We start from the raw sequence: 18,140 nt of genomic DNA on the forward strand, positions 1-18,140 counted from the left end.
CCACTCATTTTTGGGTGGTTTTCTTATTTTTTTAAAAGGCTTAAAAAATTTTTAAGTTAGTGAAATAATTCTTTTAAATCATTATTCTCAATAGCAATTATTACTTCTTTACTTCGGCTCTTTGTTCTAGATTCTACGTCATCAAGATAATTTTCTCCAAGATGTTGTTTTAAGTATGTGATTTCTTCTAAAAAAGAACTAATAGATTTTTTATCATCGGTTAACTCCTGACCGCCAATACGTCTAATACTTTTAGTGGAAAGCGTGTGATAATGACGTAAATCCTTAATCAACATTTGTATGAAGTTCAGATTTTCAAAATTCAAATTCTTTAAAATTTTAAGTGATTTTTTCAAGTTAGCCTCTGCTTTTTGTTCCAGAGACATCTCACTTCTCCCCATTTTATATTTAGGTTTATATTCTTTTATTCCTTTATAAAAACTCCAAAAAACTGAGGAAAGTTTTAAAGTAGGTTCATCTATTTTACATTCTATTTTTTCTAAAAGTTCTTCAAAGTCTATTTCTCTAATTGTGCTGTTTTCTTCTTTCCCTACAGTCTGAGCAAACAAGCTTAAGCCTTTACGTCTTAGTACATTTAATTCGTATTCGGAATGTTTTTTAGCGGTTTTAACTCTTGGGGGTAACTGACTGATTTTTGCAATAATCTCAGGATGTTTCTTTTGTAGATCTGCATATAGATTTCGGATTTTGGTAATTGTATTTACTTCTCCTTCTTCTTCTGGATTACTGTTGATTTTTGCCCCCAAAGCAGCGGCTGTAGGCTCTTCATCTTCATCAAAAATCTTAGCATCTTCTCCCAAAACATTATGAATCAAGAACATTTTTTGCTGTGCAATTTCTCTTGATTTTACAATATCAGCTCCTTTTAATGAAGGAAAGAAATTTAGAATAAATAATTCCTCATACACTTTAGAACCTATACGATTAATACGACCTACACGCTGAATAACACGTGTGGGATTCCAAGGAATATCATAATTGATAATAACGCCAGCTCTGTTTAAATTAAATCCTTCAGACAGCTTATCTGAGGTTAGCAATATTTTAAAATAATTTGTTTTTGTCCCTTTATACTGTGCATTGAAATCGCTGTTTAAATTTTTAGCTAACTCTTTTGATACTTTACCATCACATATCAAAACATCATTACCAAATTCTTTTCTAAATCGTTTTTCAAGATGATGAATTGTGTCTACATATTCTGAAAACAGAATGATTTTTCTATCTGGTTCATTGGCTAAAAGATGTTTTATTTTTTTTATAATTTCATTCTGCTTAGGGTCGTTCTCTACTAATTTTAATTCTTTTAATCGTTTTTGAATTGTTTCAAATAATTTAATATCCGAATCTATATCATCTAAAAATTCTTGCCTTCTTTGGAAAGTATCAATTTCATAAACTTCATTATTTTTAGGAGTTTTACGTTTGAGATCCCCTGTCGCATATTTTTTCAAATTAGCTTCAATATCTTCAATTTCAAAATCTTTAATTCGATCAATAAACGAGCGATCTAAAATAAATTTTCCAGTTTTACTAATGAAATCTTTTACCAATCTATGCACTTGTAAGAACCTATCAATGGATTTTTCAAAAGAACCAAACGAAGATTCAAATCTTTTTACTAAAATACGACGCATAAAGTCATATAAGTTTTTCTGCTGGTTGTATTGTCTATTTCCAAATTCATCAAGTTTATCACTTAATATTTTTTCATAGCTGAACGGCTGATAGATAGCTCCTGTAAACACTCCATTTTCTGCAAAATATTTACTGATGATATTGTCATAGAATTTATCTTGTTCTGCATCTAGATAGTAAAAAACTTCTTTCGGATCTTTCACAACAGATAAATCTCCTACTTCTTTAGCATAAACATAATCCTGTTTCAAATCCAATCGATTTCGTCGTATTACTACAGGGCTTATGATACGCTTGATATCGTTTGAAAGACGTTGTGTTTGGGCCTCTACTTTTTTAATATCTATTGGCAATTTTTCATCAACCATTGTTGTGTAATAATTCTCTGCCATTTTTCTTTTTTTATCGTCAGAAGAATTCCAATGTTTAAATATAAAAGACAACTGCTTATACTCATAGTTCAGGCGACTGAACTTCCCTGCCAGATTGTCCTCCAAAGAAATAGTAGACTTCCCTGGCACAATAAATAGTTTTAGTAAAGAAAAAATATCTGATGGCGAATTATTGAATGGCGTAGCCGACAAAAGAATTACTTTTTTGCCACGGCAAATCATCGATAATGCTTCGTAGTCAGCTGTATCCTGATTGCGAAAATAATGGGCTTCATCTACGACAATTACTTCAAAGTCTCTTCCTTCAATACTGTCAGCAATTTGATCTATTTTTCCCCGACTGTAAACCTGCCAGTTATGTAATCCGAATTTTTCAAGATATTCCCACCAACCGCTGTCTTTTTTTTCGGCATCCCCCATTAATCCGGGAGGGCAAATAATAATACCTCGTTTGTTCATCTGTCGGGCAATCATTGATGCAATAACCGATTTTCCTAAACCTACTACATCGGCAATGATACAACCGTTGTGCTCCTTTATCATTTGTATCGCTTGGTTTACTGCGTCTGACTGATAACTAAATTTTTTAAGATCAATTTTTTCTAACAAACTATCTAAATCCACTTTTTCATTTTCTTGATTTTGCAGATCGAGGTAGGTTTTTATAACCAGACAATAGGCTTCAAATGGTGTTATTGTAGCAACTTGAGTTTTATTCTTGATAAAGTCAATTAGTATTTTACGGTTTTCCAAATGCTCGGTTATAGGAATTGCTCTTTCCCATAATTCATCAAAATACTGAACAGCTTCTGCATAGCCGTAATCTTTAATCTCAACATTAAATTCTCCCTGATTATGTAAACCTGAACGAGTCAAGTTACTACTGCCGGTTATGAATTGTCCTGGCATACCTTGTTTTTCTGCCTGATCTTCATTTAAATTGAAGAGATACAATTTTGAGTGGTTCGGGTTTTCTGTCTTACGTATTTCCAATCTGTCTTCTTCTATCATCTGTACAAAGAATCCCACTTGATTATAGAAGTCTTCTGTATCCATTTCTTCATTATTTAAAGCAAAACCAAGTGATACAAGATACTTTTGAAATTCTTCATCTCTTGAACTGTCTTCTTCTCCTTGTTCGGCATATTCGATGATATTACCCAAATAGTTACAAACTTGCAATCCCACTAGCAGTTTCAATTTTTGTTGTGGATTTTTTTGAAGACTCAAATAAATATCCGACCAACCTGAGAAATAGAAATAACCTACTAAGAATTTCAGCTCATCACTAATAGAAATTAAAGTGTTTAACCTTCCTTTTAGTGTCTTTTGTTTTTTATTATTGGTAATAAAATTATTCGACATTGTATTTAGTGATAAAGTAATTGATATATTGTTTTAAATACGTCCCTAAATAATAAGGCAAATTCATTAACAAGTAAGGTTTCCCTTCTGGTGTAACGGTTTCTTCAATGTTGAATTTTCCTCCATACATTCTGACTGCGAATTGATGAGGGGCTTGATTCACAAATTGATGCAAGGATTTCAAACTTCCCGTTTTCCCCGATTTAATTTCAATAGGAATCAGGAATTTTCCGTGAGCAATGAGCAAATCCACCTCTGCTGATGATTGCGTTTTGTTCCGAACCCAAAAGTTAGTCTTTTTGTAATCTGTAGTATTCAAAGATAAAACTTCCTGATTAACAATATGGGGTATAATCGCTCCTTTGTATGCTTCGCTAAGGTCTTTCATTAGCAACAAATCGGCTTGTATATTCAAATCAAAATTTAAAATTCCAGTATCCAAAAATTGTAATCGTGGCGATTTTTTATAATCTGGAAGAATTGGTGGCTCTACATTGGTACAAGGATAAATTACCTGAATGACCTTTGCGGCATCTAAATTATTGAATGCTTCGCTCACTTCCCTCGACTTATAATTAGAGTGTCCGAAATTTTGAAATTTAATCCGTTGGTCAACAAATGATGCAGCGGTCTTTACGATGTGTTTCATCACATTGTCTTCCGATTTACTATCTGCGTATTTTATCACATCATCTTTGTAGGTATTCCAAATACTTTCATAAATCTGTGGAAGTGCTAATAAATCTTTATGAGCAACATAGTTGGCAATAATTTCTGGCATTCCTCCGATAATACAATAGGTGTGGAACTCTTTCATCAAAAGTTCGTGGGCAATGTCGTCAACGGGAACATTCCGAAATCGTTCCAACAAATTATTTTTCCCCTGTGCTTCAAGATATTCCTGAAAATTTAAAGGAAACAAATACAGATAATTAATCCTACCTACTGGATAATTTTTAGTTTTCTTTAAGGTATGCTCCAGCAAAGAACCCGCAGCAATGACATTCAATTCTGGCAAGTCCTCATAAAAATAACGCAAAAAAGAAATAGCTTTTTCGGATTCCTGGATTTCATCAATAAAAAGCAGTGTCTGGGGAAAATCCTTTGGAGAGATTTCATTTTTTAATGCCAAAAAATTGACCAATTCTTGCACACTATTGCTCCGTTCTACGAGATTAGCATCTTCGCTTTTCTCTAAATTAAGCTCTATAAAATGGGTATAACTTTCACCGAAACTACGAATCAAGGTCGTTTTTCCTACTTGTCGAGCTCCTCTTAATATCAACGGTTTGGCATTGGAACTCTTTTTCCATTGAACCAACTCATCAAAAATATGTCGTTTAAAATTCATTCTTATCATAAAACAAACCCAAATTTACTAAATTTTTGTAACAAAACAAGGGTGATTTTTATTTTATTTTGTAACAAAACAAAGGCAATTTTTCTAATAACTTAATTTCTGCCTTTTTACAAAACTACTTACAGTCAATCTGTGAACGTTTAAAATTCTGCCAATAGCGGAATACGAAACTTTTTTATCTAATAATTCTTGTATTTCCTTTTCCTGACCTGTAAGTTTTGTTTTTTTAGACTTACTCCCTTTCGGACGTCCGAGAATTACCCCTTCAGCACGTTTTCTTGCCAGTGCTTCCTTAGTTCTTTGTGAGATTAAATTTCGTTCAATTTCTGCTGAAAGTCCAAAAGCAAATGCCAGTACTTTGCTGTTAATATCACTTCCTAATCTGTAATTGTCTTTAATAGTCCATACATGAATATCCCTGTTCATACATTCATTCAGTACGCCCATTATCATCAGGAGATTCCTACCAAGCCGTGAGAGTTCCGAACAAATTAAAATATCGCCTTTCTTCATTTTCTTTAATAGTTTTCCAAGCTGCCGCTCTTCCACATTTTTTGAACCAGATATGGTTTCTTCTATCCACTTGTTTACTACAATTTCCTGTTTTTCACAGAAATGGTTAATTTCAAATCGTTGGTTTTCAACTGTCTGTTTGTCTGTGCTTACGCGAATGTATCCGTAAATCATAATCTATAATGTTTAAAAAAATTATAGACAAAAATGGTTTAATTTATACCAAAACTGTATAAATTATTACATATAATTATTTTATACAGAAAATCAGCGTTTATTTTAGACAAAATGCCGTTTTGACAGGTTTTTCTTCTGACAGTTGGGTAATACTTTCTGAGATTGAAAAAAGCATAAAAGAAAAAATAGAAAAGATTGGGACTCCACTAAAGGATTGGGACATTTCTATCAACTATGGTATAAAAACGGGCTTCAATGATGCCTTTATAATAGATGGTTCTAAAAGAAAAGAACTGATAGACGAGGATCCCAAAAGTGCCGAAATCATACGACCGTTATTAAGGGGGCGTGATATTAAGCGATATTCTTACGAATTTGCTGATTTATACCTTATTACAACGTTTCCAAGTTTGAAAATAGATATTGAAAAGTATCCAGCTGTAAAACAACACCTTATGAGTTTTGGATATGATAGATTAAAACAAACAGGAGATAAAGGGGCGAGAAAAAAAACTAATAATCAATGGTTTGAAACACAAGATAGCATAGGTTATTGGGAGGATTTTTCTAAACAGAAAATCACATATATAGAAATTATGACTGATAATCCAGAGGCTGGTTATGAGTTTCCTTGTTTTTCATTTGATAAAAAAAATTGCGTAGCATTAAATACAGCATATATAATGACAGGAAATGTTGTTGAAATACAGCATATTCTTGGAATTCTTAATTCAAAATTAGGTAAATTATTAGTGAAGAATTATGTGGTACAATTGCAACAACGACAATTCAGGATGTTAAATCAATATGTTGTTAACTTTCCAATTCCTAAAATTGAAAAGACAAGTAATATTTCGAAATTAGTTGATAAAATTATATTATTCAAAGAACAATTGAAAGACACAAAGGTTTTAGAAGAAGAAATTGATTTTGAAACATATAAACTCTTTGGATTTAATACAGAGGAAGTTGAATATATAAATAATATTTAAAAATGAACAAACTAGAAACTCTTTATACCGCTATAGAAAACTTCAAAAAGTTAGGTGTTAAAATTGATGAAGGCACTATAGAATCAACCTTAAATGTTGAGGAAAATATTATTCGTAATGAAATGATACCTGCTATGAGAGACGCAATTATCCCTATAATTTCACAAATTCAGAGAGAGCTGGTTTTAGTTATTGAATATTCACCTGATAGACCAATAGAACTAAAAATGACTCGCAAGCGTAGTTTCAAACTTACAGAAGAAGAAGAGTCTATAATTACCCATCGTAAAGAATTCAAAAAAGAAGTAAAATATACACTCAAACCGCATGTAAAGTCTTCTAAAACAAATTTATTGGTGACTTTCCCAACGGGTGAACAGATAAAAAATAAATTGGCAATGGATACATTTTGTGAAGTAATACAAAAAATTGGAGTATCAAAAGTTGAAGAACTTAATATTAGAAGTTGCGGTTCTAATTTAGTTTCAAAAATCAAAAACCCAATTTATCGTCAGAAAAGATTAAAATCAGACTATTATATTATTACTCAAACTTCTACTCAACAAAAGAAAAAGCATTTAGAACTTATTTCTAAAAAACTAAATTTAGATTTAGCGGTTGAAATAATTTAAAAATGATTTTCAAGGAATTCTATTTCGGCTTCATTCAATTCATAGAGTTTACAAATAATATCATTAGCATTATCTTTATTAATATCAATGTTTTTATTATATGGCGGAATAGGTAACTTTTCTAAAAAAGCTTTTTTATATCGGAATCCCTCATTTCCCAAACCTCCTCCAGCATAAAATGTTTTAAAAAAATATGTCGCTGTTTTTGAGTTTAAAAGATGATATAAATATTCCAAATGCTCACCCGTCATAATAAATGATGTTGCTTCTGCGAAGAATTCACCATTTTTATCAAGATAAAATTGTGGCTCACGAACAATCTCGGAATACATTATTTTCTGTCTATAAAATTCCTCCATATAAGCACAGTTACGCAAATTGTATGGAGTAACGCCTTGGTCTGCTCTTTTTTCTAGCTGAGGATAAAATAAATCTAAATGAGCCTTTACAGCTGGGTAATCCTCTATATTTATGCGTTTTATACCTTTTTCTTTTACTCCATTATGAGTGTTAATTAGATATAAATCAGCAAACTCATATCCATAGCGTTTTATGTCCCTGCCACGCAAAATAGGTCGTATGATTTCGGCAGATTTTGGGTCTTCTGCAATGAGTTCTTTTTGTTTTGCTCCGTCAATAATGAAAGCCTTATTATAGCCAGTCAATATCCCACGATAGATATTAATATCCCAGTCTTTTAGTGGTACACCAACGGCTTCAATTTTAGCTTTTATTCTTTGTTCAATTTCACTTAAAATTACCCAACTTTCGCTTGTTTTAAATTCGGTTTCGTGAGCATTTTGTCTAAAATAAACGCTCAAATTATTTAACACCTTTTCTTTTATCACACAGGCTCTTGTCTGTTGTCTATTTTTATCCTTAGAGAACAAAAGAATGTTCGTATCTACTGTAGCGGACTCAAATATTTTCTGACCTGCAAAATCTATTAATAAAATAGGGTTCGTATGAGCCGCAAAGAATTCACGTGTACTTTCTCCATATCCTGCACGCATCCATTTATTGGATGTAATGTAGCACAAAATCCCTTTGTTTTTTAATAATTGCCAACCACGTTCATAAAACAGTGAATAGATATCTCCCGTTTTAGCGAAGGTTTTATATCCGCAACGTTGGTACAATTTAGCCAATCTGCCACTTTCTTTTTGTAGTTGTACATACGGCGGATTTCCAATGACTACATCGAAGCCCTCTTCCAATCCAAACATCCATTCGGGGTCAAAGAAAGGCGAACTTGCATTTTGGTCGTAAGGATTCCATTTGGAGAATTGTACAGCATCTTCAGGGGCATACTCGCCACTTTCTTTTAATAGTTTTGCCAGTTTATCCCTTAATTTGGCATCTTGATCTCGTAATTTCTTTTTTGCAGAAGCAGATTTCGCATAAAAGTGTTCTTTTCTTACTTTCAGTAATTCCTGTTTGGTATTTTCTATATCCTCTTTATCAAAAATCGTCAATTGAGCAGGTTTTGATTTCATTCCAATCAGTGTATTCGCCGCCACAAACTTTGTTTCCAAATTGGGCAAGGTTAATACACCATAATTTTCCTCAGGCTTAGATAAATCCATTGTTTCCTGCTCTACAATCAGCGAAATAAAGAAACGTAATTTACTGATTTGTGAAGCAATTGTTTGTATATCAACTCCGTAAATACATTCTTCAATCAAATGTAACTTCAAGTCGTGATGTGAAGCTTTATTTTTAGCGTCTAATTTCTCTAAAACCTCTACCATTCGATTGAGTATTCCCATAGGAAATGCTCCAGAACCACAAGCTGGGTCCAAGATTTTCATAGCTCGAAGTGTAATTGCGATTTTATCGCATAAATCGTGGTCTTCAATCAAAGATTCTGGTAAATCTTCCTGTTCAAAAAGCTGTCGAACGATTTCCTCATCTAAATCAGGTAATGCATTATTCAAATAAGCTATTAGGGATTCATCTACCATATACGCTACAATCTCTTTTGGTGTATAAAAACTACCGGATTGTTTACGAGCAGATTCCTGTGTCTCAGGATTGAAGACTCCTAACAGGTTTTCAAAAACGTTTCCTAATAATTCAGGGTCTAATGCTACCTGAACCTCATTTGGCACATTTTCCTCTACCGTAAAATTATAGCGCTCCAATAATGGGATTAAGCCTTTCTCTTCGTCAAAGAAGACAGCGTTAGGAATAAATGCTCGATGCTTGAAATTTCCGTTTGAAAATTTTTTGTCACTTCTGCTAAAGCCATCTAAATGGTATTTTATTCCATCTGTACTCTCTTCTTTGTCTAGACATTCAAAAAGTCCTCCATTCAAGAATGGAATTGGTCGAAATAAATTCAGAACTTCTTCTTGGGAAATCGTAAACATTTCCGCATAACGGTATTTGGTTTTAACATCCCTTTTATTATCAACCAATTTTGCAAACTCTCTTTCAATTACCGCCTTGTTTAAAGTAGCAAAAAACAAATTTTGTAAAATAGCATTGTAATAACTTCCATCAGAAGTACTATTAGGATCAAAGTTTTTTAAGATTTCTGATAACTTGTCCGTTTTAAATAATTCTTCTGGCACCAAATCTTTCTGTTTGATAAACCAAACAAATAAGAGTCGGGTAATCAAACGAATCATTTGCTCTTCCAACTTTATACGGTCATCGTTTGAAGTAGCAGTATCATTCGGAAACGTGATACCGACTTCGGCTGTAAGTGTCCACTCATACCATTTAAACAAATCATTGTAGAATTCCTTTGTAAGTTTTTCAACCGAAAATGCTTCCTGAATAGTATCAAGATCTTTAAACGTACAATTTCCAATTCTTTGTCTGAAAGTTTTGTTGTAATCCTTTGGGTCAACGAAATAAGTAAAGCGTTTCCAAGATGAATATTTTTTATCCACTTTTCCGTCCCAATTTCTTCTGATAAATGAAAACCTGAATTTTCCGCCATCATCATAAAAAACGAAAATAGCTCCATCCTTAAAATCTTCTTTTAAAACTAATTTTGCGATTTCAAATTGCTTTTTTTTAGAAGAACGTTCAGATAAAATCCCGTTATATTTACAGGCAAAAACAATCAATTCGTCAGAATTTTTGAACGATACATTTCCAATTCTTGTTAATCCCGAAAAATCAATATAATCCTTATCCTCTATGATATAGGTTAAATCTTCTTCTTCATTTTTAAATGATGAAATTGATCCCCTAAAAAAATCTGCTAATGTTTTTATTGAGAAAGTATATATAAGTTCATCCATTTCCTTGATGTATAAGCGTTTTAATCGTATTAGTTAAAGATAAGAATTAGCTCACAGTAAATCTGTATTTTGACTGCTTTTTTGTTGTCGCCTAAAAAAAATTTTTAGTTTTTTATTCATCTAGCGACATATCATAATGATTCCTCATACGGAATTCGGTGATTGATGGAACGCCCCAGTGTTACCTCATCGGCGTATTCTAATTCATCTCCAACTCCAATTCCTCGCGCAATGGTTGAAAGCTTGAGAGGCAATTCCTTGAGCATTTTATAAAGATAAAAAATAGTAGTATCTCCCTCTATCGTACTACTAAGGGCAAAAATAATTTCTCGAGCTTTGTGTGCTCTATCTATAAGAGGCTGAATATGAAGTTGGTCTGGCCCAATGCCTTCCATAGGGGAAATTTTACCACCTAAAACATGATAAACGCCTTGGTATTGGCCTGTGTTTTCTATCGCCATTACATCACGAATATCTTCAACAATGCATATAATCTTAGAATTTCGGTAGGGATTTTTGCAGATTTCGCATTGCTCTTCATCACAAAGAGAATAGCAAGTTTGGCAACGCCGAATGTCTTTGACCAAACGTGTGAGCGTCTGTGCAAAAAATTCGGTTTGGCTAGCGGGTCTTTTCAATAAATGCAGGGCTAGGCGAAGGGCGGTTCTTTTGCCTATACCAGGCAATTGAGCTATTTCTTCTACAGCTTTCTCTAGGAGTTGACTCGGGTAATGATGCATGGGGCAAATTTAATTTTTTTAAATGATTTATTACTTTTTTTTTAAGCCTTAAAAAATTTTCTCTCTTCTATTTTTCTCGCATCTCAATCAATTTTTTGCAACTCTATCTTGATATCTTTTTCCAATTTCAGCTGGCTCTTAGTATATTTGATGAAATCAATCTGAAATCATAAAATCTTAAATTTCTTAAAAAAATTAAAAGATGAAAATTATTTCTGCAAATCAAATCCGAGCATTAGATAAAGTTACTATGAAGAATAAAAACATCTCTTCAATCGAATTAATGGAACATGCGGGACAAGAATTATACACTGAAATTTATAAAAAACATGCAGCTGCCAAAACTTTCGCAATCTGCTGCGGCAACGGCAACAATGGCGGAGACGGACTGGTCTTGGCTCGCCTGCTACACCAGCAAGGCTGTAGGGTAATTATTTTTTGCTCATCTGGAAAAGAGAAAAAATCAGACGAAAATCTAAAAAATTTTTTAAGCCTTGAAAAATTAGGTGTTCCGATTTTAAGATTTGAAGAAATCAAACCCATTAAAGATGTGATTTGGGTTGATGCCCTCTTCGGTACTGGGCTAAACCAATCTTTGGCGGGTAAATGGAGAGAAATCGTTAATAAAATCAACAATTTAGAAGGAAAAAAAATAGCCATTGATGTTCCTTCTGGTTTGATGGCTGATAAAATTGGAGCAACAGAAGATGTTGTTTTTCAAGCAGATGAAACCTTGACGATTGGGCAACCAAAGTTGACTTTTTTCTTCCATGAAACAGGAAAATATGTTGGAGACTTTAAAATCATCGATATTGGGTTAGATGAAAATTACTTGAATTTTTTACCCTCTGATTTTTACTTTTCTAGCACAAAAGAAATCAAAAAAATCTATTCGCCCCGTGAGCGATTCAGCCACAAAGGAACTTATGGGCACGCACTCATCATTGCAGGTAGTTATGGGAAAATAGGTGCTGCTGTACTTTCCACACAAGCTGCGCTGAGAGCTGGTGCGGGGCTCGTTAGCAATTACACTCCCCGTTGTGGCTATGATATTTTACAAATTTCTGCTCCTGAAGCAATGACTTTGACGGATGTAAATCAGAATTTTTTAACTCAATTCCCAGCCGTTGAAAACTTCAAAAGCATAGGTGTAGGCCCAGGTTTAGGACAAGAAAAAACTACGCAAAGAGCTTTCTTTGGCTGGCTAGAACAAACAAATTTTGAAAAAAAGAATTTAATTTTAGACGCTGATGCTCTAAATTTTTTAAGCCTTAAAAAAAATTACTTAAAATTCTTGCCTTCTAATTCAATTTTGACGCCTCACCCTAAAGAGTTTGAACGCCTCGCTGGAAAGACAACAAACAGCCTAGAACGAATCAATTTAGCTCGTGAATTTGCTCAAGAATTAAATATTATTTTGGTATTAAAAGATGCCTACACAGCTGTGATTTCGCCAAGTGGAGAAGTTTTTTTCAATTCCACGGGAAATTCCGCTTTATCTACTGGGGGCAGCGGAGATGTGTTGACAGGCATCATCACTGGGTTGTGTGCACAAGGCTATTCAACTTTAGTTGCCTCAAAACTAGGTGTTTGGCTTCATGGGAAAACGCCAACATTGGCTCGAAGCAAAGCATCTGAAGAGAGTTTTACCGCTTCTACGATTTTAGCTTATTTAGGCTTGGCTTTCAATCAATTAAATTCAAAGGATTAATTTACCTTCAAGAGCTTATTTTAAAATTTAAAACAAGCTCTTAGAAATATTTTCCTCAGCAAATTTGATTTTTCACCTCTCCCTAAAAAAAGAGACTAATCGACTTAAAAATTTTTAAGCCTTGGGAAGGAAGATTTCCGCCATCATACAGCGGGCACTTCCTCCGCCTAATTTTTCAATCGTAGGAATCGCAACAGGAATGATTTCATTGTATTTCTCTAAAGCCTCCAACTGACTGTTTTCCAAAGAATTGAATGCTGATTGCGACATGACTAATTTTTTCTCTCCATTTTGAGATTCTACTTGTAGCATGTTTCCCGCAAAATGGTTCATCTGCTGAGTTGTAATCGTAATGATTTCTTTCCCGCTATTTTTCAAGAATTTTGTTACATTTTTGCGTTCTTTTTCATCTAAAATAGACTCTAAGCAAATCACCACATATTGATGGGCTACACACATCATGACATTGGTATGGTAGATCGCTTTATTTTCACCATTAGAATTTTGTAAGGCTTTAAAAATCACTGGTGTAAACTCAAATTCCTCACAAAATTCAAGCAATAAATTTTCATCTGTGCGGGGTGAAATTGCGGCATAGGCCAAACGATTTTCTCGGTCTAATATCATGCTACCTGTTCCTTCTAGGTAAATTTCATCTTCTTCTGCTTCTGTAAAATCAATTACATCATTGATTTTGAAACCATGATTTTCGATGATTTCAAAAATTTCAGGGCGACGCTCAGCTCTTCTATTCTCGGCATACATCGGGTAAATCGCAATATTCCCGTTAGCGTGGGTGCTAAACCAGTTATTGGGGAAAATAGAATCAGGTGTGTGCGGTTCTGCCGTGTCTTTTACGACTAAAACTTCTACTCCTGCGTCTTTCAATTTACCAACCATCGCTTGGAATTCTGCCAAGGCTTTTTCTTGATTTACAAAGAATTCACTTTCTGCTGGTTTTTCTTGAAAATAGTTGTTTTTAGCAGTCTCTGCATTGTAGCCAAAAGCGACAGGCTCTACCATTAGAATGCTTTTAGTGTTTTGATTTTCAGTCGGGTTTAGATTTTCCATTTATAATATTTCATATTTTTTCCCAGGTAGGGGTTTGATTAAATTCTTAAGCTCCAAATCTAATAAAATTGGCATGATTTGAAAAGTAGCCAAGCCTGTAGAAGTAGAAATTTCATCAATGTGCAAGCTAGCTTTTTCTTTCAGGCATTCGTAGATTTTGCTCTGATTTTCGGTTAATTCCACAAAAAGCTCTCGTTGTTTTTTTTGATTTTTCTCTTTTTTAAAACCTAAATATTTTAAAACATCTGCTGCTTCTGTGATTAAAAAAGCTTGATGGTTTTTGATTAAATGATGGCATCCCGCACTTTGCTCATCGGTAATTCTTCCTGGCATAGCAAAGACATCACGATTGTAGGCATTAGCGTGACGCGCTGTACTCATGGCTCCTCCAGCAATGCGTGACTCTACGACAATGGTTGCATGCGACAGGCCTGCTATGATACGATTTCGGCGAAGAAAATTTTGTGGCTCAGCTTGATGAAAAGTACTAAATTCTGAGACCACTCCTCCAGTTTCTAGCATTTTTCCTGCTACCGCTGTGTGTGCTTTGGGGTTAATTTGGTTTAAGCCATGTGCCATTACGCCAATGGTAGGCAAATGATTTTCTAGGCTTGCTTGGTGTGCTGTTATGTCAACACCAAAGGCTAAGCCGCTGACAATTGTGATGGGGTAAGCAGCTAATTCTTTTATCAACTGTTCTATAAAATTTCTCCCGCGGCTTGTCATTTTACGCGTTCCTACGATTGCTAAAAATTTACCTTCATTTAAATTCACATTCCCTTTGGTGAAGATTACGGGCGGAGCATCAATGCATTCTTTCAGCAAAAAAGGATATGATTCACTCTGGATTTCTAAGGGTTTAATATTTTTCAGTTTTCCTTTTTCTAGTTCGGCTTGTGCTAATTCTAAATACTGATTATCTCCAATGGCATTTGCAATTTTGGCTGAAATTCCCGGGATTTTTATTTTCTCTGATTTTTCTAAACCCCAAACTTTTCTTGCGCTACCAAAATGCTGAATTAGTTTTCGATGGTTTACATTTCCTACCCCAGGCGTGTAGCTTAGGGCTAATTGATATAGTAATTCGTTTTCCACGCTTAAATATAGTTATGAACTTGTTAATATCTAAATTCTAAAGCTTAATTTTTTTTTCAACAGATTTATTATTTTTGTGATTATGGAGATTTCAAAGATACTGAAAGATTTGCTTTTTGAGCATGAATGTGTGATTATTCCTGAATTTGGTGGATTTATTACCCGAAATGAGTCTGCGCAGTTTGACCGTGTAAACTACACATTTACACCACCGCGTAAAGTCATTTCATTCAACCCTATGCTAAAGCATGATGATGGTTTAATCATTTCTGTTATTGCTCAAAAAAATGAATTAGACTATTCTGAGGCTAAAAAAATCTTATCTACTTGGGTAGAAGATATAAAAATTAAACTTCAGCAGAATCAAAGTTTTCATTTTTCTTCGTTGGGTCAATTAAAGGCTGAGCGTGGAATTCTTGAATTCACTCCACATCATCGTTTGAATTTGAATAAAGAATGCTATGGGCTTGCTTCCTTTGAAATGCAGAGACTCATCAAAGCTCCAGTAGAAACGCCACAAAAAGTTTCTGTTTACAAAGAATGGCAATCTTATGCGGCGGCTATTGTTTTTGCACTAGGTATTGGAGCTACTGGTTTTTATGCTAATCAAAGCGTCTTTAATTCACAGTTGAGCAGTTTCTTCCCCATTTCGGTTTCTTCTGCACAACAAGATATGCCTGCCGTTTCTACTAAAAATAAAGTGATTGAAAATTATGAAATTTCTAAAGGCTTAGAAAATTCTACTGAAAACCAAGCCAATGAAATTGATGAAGAAAAAGAAGATACTCCTTCTATTGAGATTAAACCCTACCAAGTCATCGGTGGCTCTTACAAAAAATACCACCAAGCAATGGAACGTGAAGCTTATATGAGAACGCATGGCTATCCTGAAGCGGTAATTATAGGGAATGTTAATAATTTTACCATGGTAGCTTATCAAACTTTTGATAATCGAGAAGATGCGCTAAAGCTTAAACGCGAGATTGAAAGGAAGGGTAAAGATGTTTTCTTAAGAGAGGAATAAGTTTTTTGTTCATTATTTTGATAAAAAAGGATTTTTTTTTAAGGCTTAAAAAATTTTCCTTTTTTTTTAATAAAAATTAAAAAGGTTTAAAAAAATCATATTTTATTTTTTTAGCCTTGAGAAATTTCAGAAAAACTCTAAATCATAATAAAAAATAAAGCCACCTTTCAGTGGCTCTATTTTTTTGTTTATCAAATTCAAATTAATTTGATGTTGGTGCAGCATTAGCTTCGGTTGGCCAGTAAGGATTTTGATAAATGACACTGTTTTCTGCTTTTCCATCGGGTGAAGTCAACAAGAAATGCTCTAAGTTGATCGGCGATAGATAGTGCGCCATTGTCCAGTTCAATCCATTATAGAATAAATTTCCTGATTCTCTAATCTGATAAGGTCTTAGATAAAGACTGGCTGATTTAGGAGAAACGTTAGGGTCTTCTTCTGGCATAGCGACTAATCTTGATTTACCTTCTTCATCCACATACCATTCTTGCATTGGCCCCCAAAGTTTGAAACCTTCTATTTGATAATTATTTAACTGCTCTAGAGAACGCCATCTCTTTAAATCATTCATCCGTTTAGATTCTGCGATGAACTCAGATCTTCTCTCGCGTCTGATGTTGTACATTACTTTATCTACCAAGCTTCCTGCGGTGTACTTCGCCCAGTCATTTTCTTTTGATAGGTCTGTTGCATTGATGGTAATGTAGGGATCTGCTGGCAAACCAGCTCTAGTTCTTATAGCTCCCCAGTATTGCAATGATTTACTACTTAAGTTATTGTCTTTTGTATATTGGGCTTCAATGTAATTTAAATAGGCTTCGCCTGAGCGATAAACCAAACTCCCTATATCTGAGTCCACAGTTGATTTCAGATGTTTTTCGTCAGGGTTCAAGCCTTTTCTAATTTCGTAACCTGTTGTTGACTTTCTTTCATTAATATCTAAAATATTAGAGATTCTTGCTTTTACAACGGTATTTGTTGTTAAATAATCACCTGGTTGCTTCATAAACATTTGTAACCTTTCATCACGATCTTTACGGACGGTTTCTATATAATCATCTCCATGATAGCCTGAATTGGGTGCATAAATAGGTAATCCGTTCTTCATTAAAAAGGATTCCACATAACTTTTAGTATAGCCTGTTGCTCCGCCTTCCATGATGTAAGTCATTGTTTTATGCCCCACATATTTCTCATCATATTTTCTCCACAAAAGAACTTCTGAATAGCCAGCCATATTAGTGTCTGAGAACATCATGTAGTAAGGATTCTCAAAAACTCCCGAAGCTCCAATTTTGTGATTATTTTCTACCAAAGGAGCTGCCGTAATGACGGCTTCTGCACTTTCCATTGCTTCAGACAAGAAGAAGTTAACTTCACTATCAATATCAATACTAAAGCCAGCTAAATAATCTTTATTTGCTCCTGGCCATCCTGGCCCTCCAGGAACAAAAGCAGTGCCTTTAAAGTTTTTTAGCCAAGTTCCTTCGTATAGAGCTACTTCTGATTTTAGTAACTGAGCCACTTCTTTGCTGATTCTATTTTTGTTTGAAACAGGGCTGCTTTGTAGCAGTTCAATGGCTTTATCTAAATCTTGTAGTATGAATCTTGCGACTTCATTTCTTGGTCTTCTTTTTGAGGCTTCTATTAGCTCTTCTTTTTCATCTTTTAGAACTTTTGTAATGATTGGAAAATCACCAAAGGTTTTTAACTTTCCAAAATATTCTTTTGCTCTTAAGAAGTAAGCTTCGCCTATGTAATGTTTTATCCAAGTTTCGTTTCCAGTGATTTTACCAGCCTCATACTTAGGCAAGGTTTTATCGAAAAAATAATTCATATCTCGAATGTAGCCAAAACTCCAAGCGCCTCCATTGGCGCCTACTTTCCACTCACCAGGTAGGAATATGCCATTCCCATTCACCCCAGCTTGATTATCGGTGCCGTTATCTCCTAAGAAAGTTCCAGCGCCCCACCCACCATGGGTGTAGAAATTATATTTACTGATGGTGTATGTTGCCAATTGATCTTCTGTAGAGAAATACACTTCTGGAGTGACGTTAGAGAGTGGAGCTCTATCTAAATAATCGTTACAGCCCGTTAAACCTAGAATGGCTATTCCAGTAATTGCTATATTTTTTATTATTTGTTTCAT

At 34.2% G+C, this 18,140-nt stretch carries 12 protein-coding genes; 4 read left to right on the top strand and 8 right to left on the bottom strand.

Annotated features, from left to right (window positions below):
* Window positions 1–56: 56 nt before the first annotated feature.
* The 3 genes from QOX03_RS07445 to QOX03_RS07455 all read right to left on the bottom strand — a co-directional run bounded on the left by QOX03_RS07445 (window position 57) and on the right by QOX03_RS07455 (window position 5,463).
* Window positions 57–3,416, bottom strand: coding sequence for a helicase-related protein (locus tag QOX03_RS07445; RefSeq protein WP_283670625.1), 3,360 nt, complete (start codon window positions 3,414–3,416; stop codon window positions 57–59).
* Window positions 3,406–4,767: an ATP-binding protein gene (locus QOX03_RS07450; protein WP_283670626.1), complete on the bottom strand. Its 1,362-nt coding sequence runs from the start codon at window positions 4,765–4,767 to the stop codon at window positions 3,406–3,408. Before QOX03_RS07450 ends, QOX03_RS07445 begins: the two co-directional genes overlap by 11 nt.
* Window positions 4,768–4,860: 93 nt before the next feature.
* Window positions 4,861–5,463 (bottom strand): master DNA invertase Mpi family serine-type recombinase, encoded by a 603-nt coding sequence (locus QOX03_RS07455; protein WP_283670627.1) that lies wholly within the window; start codon window positions 5,461–5,463, stop codon window positions 4,861–4,863.
* A gap of 122 nt (window positions 5,464–5,585) precedes the next feature.
* Between QOX03_RS07455 and QOX03_RS07460 the strand changes: the two genes are divergently transcribed.
* Window positions 5,586–6,458 carry a TaqI-like C-terminal specificity domain-containing protein gene (locus tag QOX03_RS07460; protein ID WP_283670628.1) on the top strand — a complete coding sequence of 291 codons (873 nt, stop codon included), beginning with the start codon at window positions 5,586–5,588 and terminating at the stop codon, window positions 6,456–6,458.
* Window positions 6,459–6,460: 2 nt separating this feature from the next.
* Entirely contained in the window at window positions 6,461–7,090 is a 630-nt protein-coding gene (locus QOX03_RS07465) for a hypothetical protein (protein ID WP_283670629.1), read from the top strand.
* On the opposite strand, the gene QOX03_RS07470 is transcribed toward QOX03_RS07465, so the two are convergent.
* Together QOX03_RS07470 and recR are read right to left on the bottom strand one after the other, a co-directional pair.
* On the bottom strand, window positions 7,087–10,347 hold the full coding sequence (locus QOX03_RS07470; RefSeq protein WP_283670630.1) for an Eco57I restriction-modification methylase domain-containing protein: 3,261 nt from the start codon (window positions 10,345–10,347) through the stop codon (window positions 7,087–7,089). The genes QOX03_RS07465 and QOX03_RS07470 overlap by 4 nt on opposite strands.
* A gap of 131 nt (window positions 10,348–10,478) precedes the next feature.
* The gene (gene recR / locus QOX03_RS07475) at window positions 10,479–11,087 is read right to left on the bottom strand and encodes a recombination mediator RecR (RefSeq protein WP_283670631.1); all 609 of its coding nucleotides are present in this window, start codon (window positions 11,085–11,087) and stop codon (window positions 10,479–10,481) included.
* 202 nt (window positions 11,088–11,289) lie between these two features.
* On the opposite strand from recR, the gene QOX03_RS07480 reads away from it, so the two are divergent.
* Window positions 11,290–12,798 (top strand): NAD(P)H-hydrate dehydratase, encoded by a 1,509-nt coding sequence (locus tag QOX03_RS07480; RefSeq protein WP_283670632.1) that lies wholly within the window; start codon window positions 11,290–11,292, stop codon window positions 12,796–12,798.
* A 114-nt stretch (window positions 12,799–12,912) separates the two neighbouring features.
* On the opposite strand, the gene ctlX is transcribed toward QOX03_RS07480, so the two are convergent.
* Complete coding sequence (ctlX, locus tag QOX03_RS07485; RefSeq protein ID WP_283670633.1) at window positions 12,913–13,869, bottom strand: citrulline utilization hydrolase CtlX; 957 nt, start codon at window positions 13,867–13,869, stop codon at window positions 12,913–12,915.
* Window positions 13,870–14,964 carry a DNA-processing protein DprA gene (gene dprA / locus QOX03_RS07490; RefSeq protein ID WP_283670634.1) on the bottom strand — a complete coding sequence of 365 codons (1,095 nt, stop codon included), beginning with the start codon at window positions 14,962–14,964 and terminating at the stop codon, window positions 13,870–13,872. It abuts the gene before it with no gap.
* An 82-nt stretch (window positions 14,965–15,046) separates the two neighbouring features.
* Between dprA and QOX03_RS07495 the strand changes: the two genes are divergently transcribed.
* Entirely contained in the window at window positions 15,047–15,988 is a 942-nt protein-coding gene (locus QOX03_RS07495) for an HU domain-containing protein (RefSeq protein ID WP_283670635.1), read from the top strand.
* Between the two features lie 202 nt (window positions 15,989–16,190).
* Here QOX03_RS07495 and QOX03_RS07500 read toward each other — a convergent pair whose 3' ends face one another.
* A complete protein-coding gene (locus tag QOX03_RS07500) occupies window positions 16,191–18,140 on the bottom strand; it encodes a RagB/SusD family nutrient uptake outer membrane protein (RefSeq protein ID WP_283670636.1) in 1,950 nt (649 codons plus the stop codon).

This window comes from Candidatus Ornithobacterium hominis, assembly GCF_951229915.1.
GTDB classification, from domain to species: domain Bacteria; phylum Bacteroidota; class Bacteroidia; order Flavobacteriales; family Weeksellaceae; genus Ornithobacterium; species Ornithobacterium hominis.

What these genes read in the sequence shown, in the direction of transcription:
- ctlX (WP_283670633.1), bottom strand. Translation starts at nt 13,869, where the DNA reads ATGGAAAATCTAAACCCGACTGAAAATCAAAACACTAAAAGCATTCTA.
- QOX03_RS07480 (WP_283670632.1), top strand. Translation starts at nt 11,290, where the DNA reads ATGAAAATTATTTCTGCAAATCAAATCCGAGCATTAGATAAAGTTACT.
- QOX03_RS07495 (WP_283670635.1), top strand. Translation starts at nt 15,047, where the DNA reads ATGGAGATTTCAAAGATACTGAAAGATTTGCTTTTTGAGCATGAATGT.
- recR (WP_283670631.1), bottom strand. Translation starts at nt 11,087, where the DNA reads ATGCATCATTACCCGAGTCAACTCCTAGAGAAAGCTGTAGAAGAAATA.
- QOX03_RS07465 (WP_283670629.1), top strand. Translation starts at nt 6,461, where the DNA reads ATGAACAAACTAGAAACTCTTTATACCGCTATAGAAAACTTCAAAAAG.
- QOX03_RS07455 (WP_283670627.1), bottom strand. Translation starts at nt 5,463, where the DNA reads ATGATTTACGGATACATTCGCGTAAGCACAGACAAACAGACAGTTGAA.
- QOX03_RS07450 (WP_283670626.1), bottom strand. Translation starts at nt 4,767, where the DNA reads ATGAATTTTAAACGACATATTTTTGATGAGTTGGTTCAATGGAAAAAG.
- QOX03_RS07470 (WP_283670630.1), bottom strand. Translation starts at nt 10,347, where the DNA reads ATGGATGAACTTATATATACTTTCTCAATAAAAACATTAGCAGATTTT.
- QOX03_RS07445 (WP_283670625.1), bottom strand. Translation starts at nt 3,416, where the DNA reads ATGTCGAATAATTTTATTACCAATAATAAAAAACAAAAGACACTAAAA.
- QOX03_RS07500 (WP_283670636.1), bottom strand. Translation starts at nt 18,140, where the DNA reads ATGAAACAAATAATAAAAAATATAGCAATTACTGGAATAGCCATTCTA.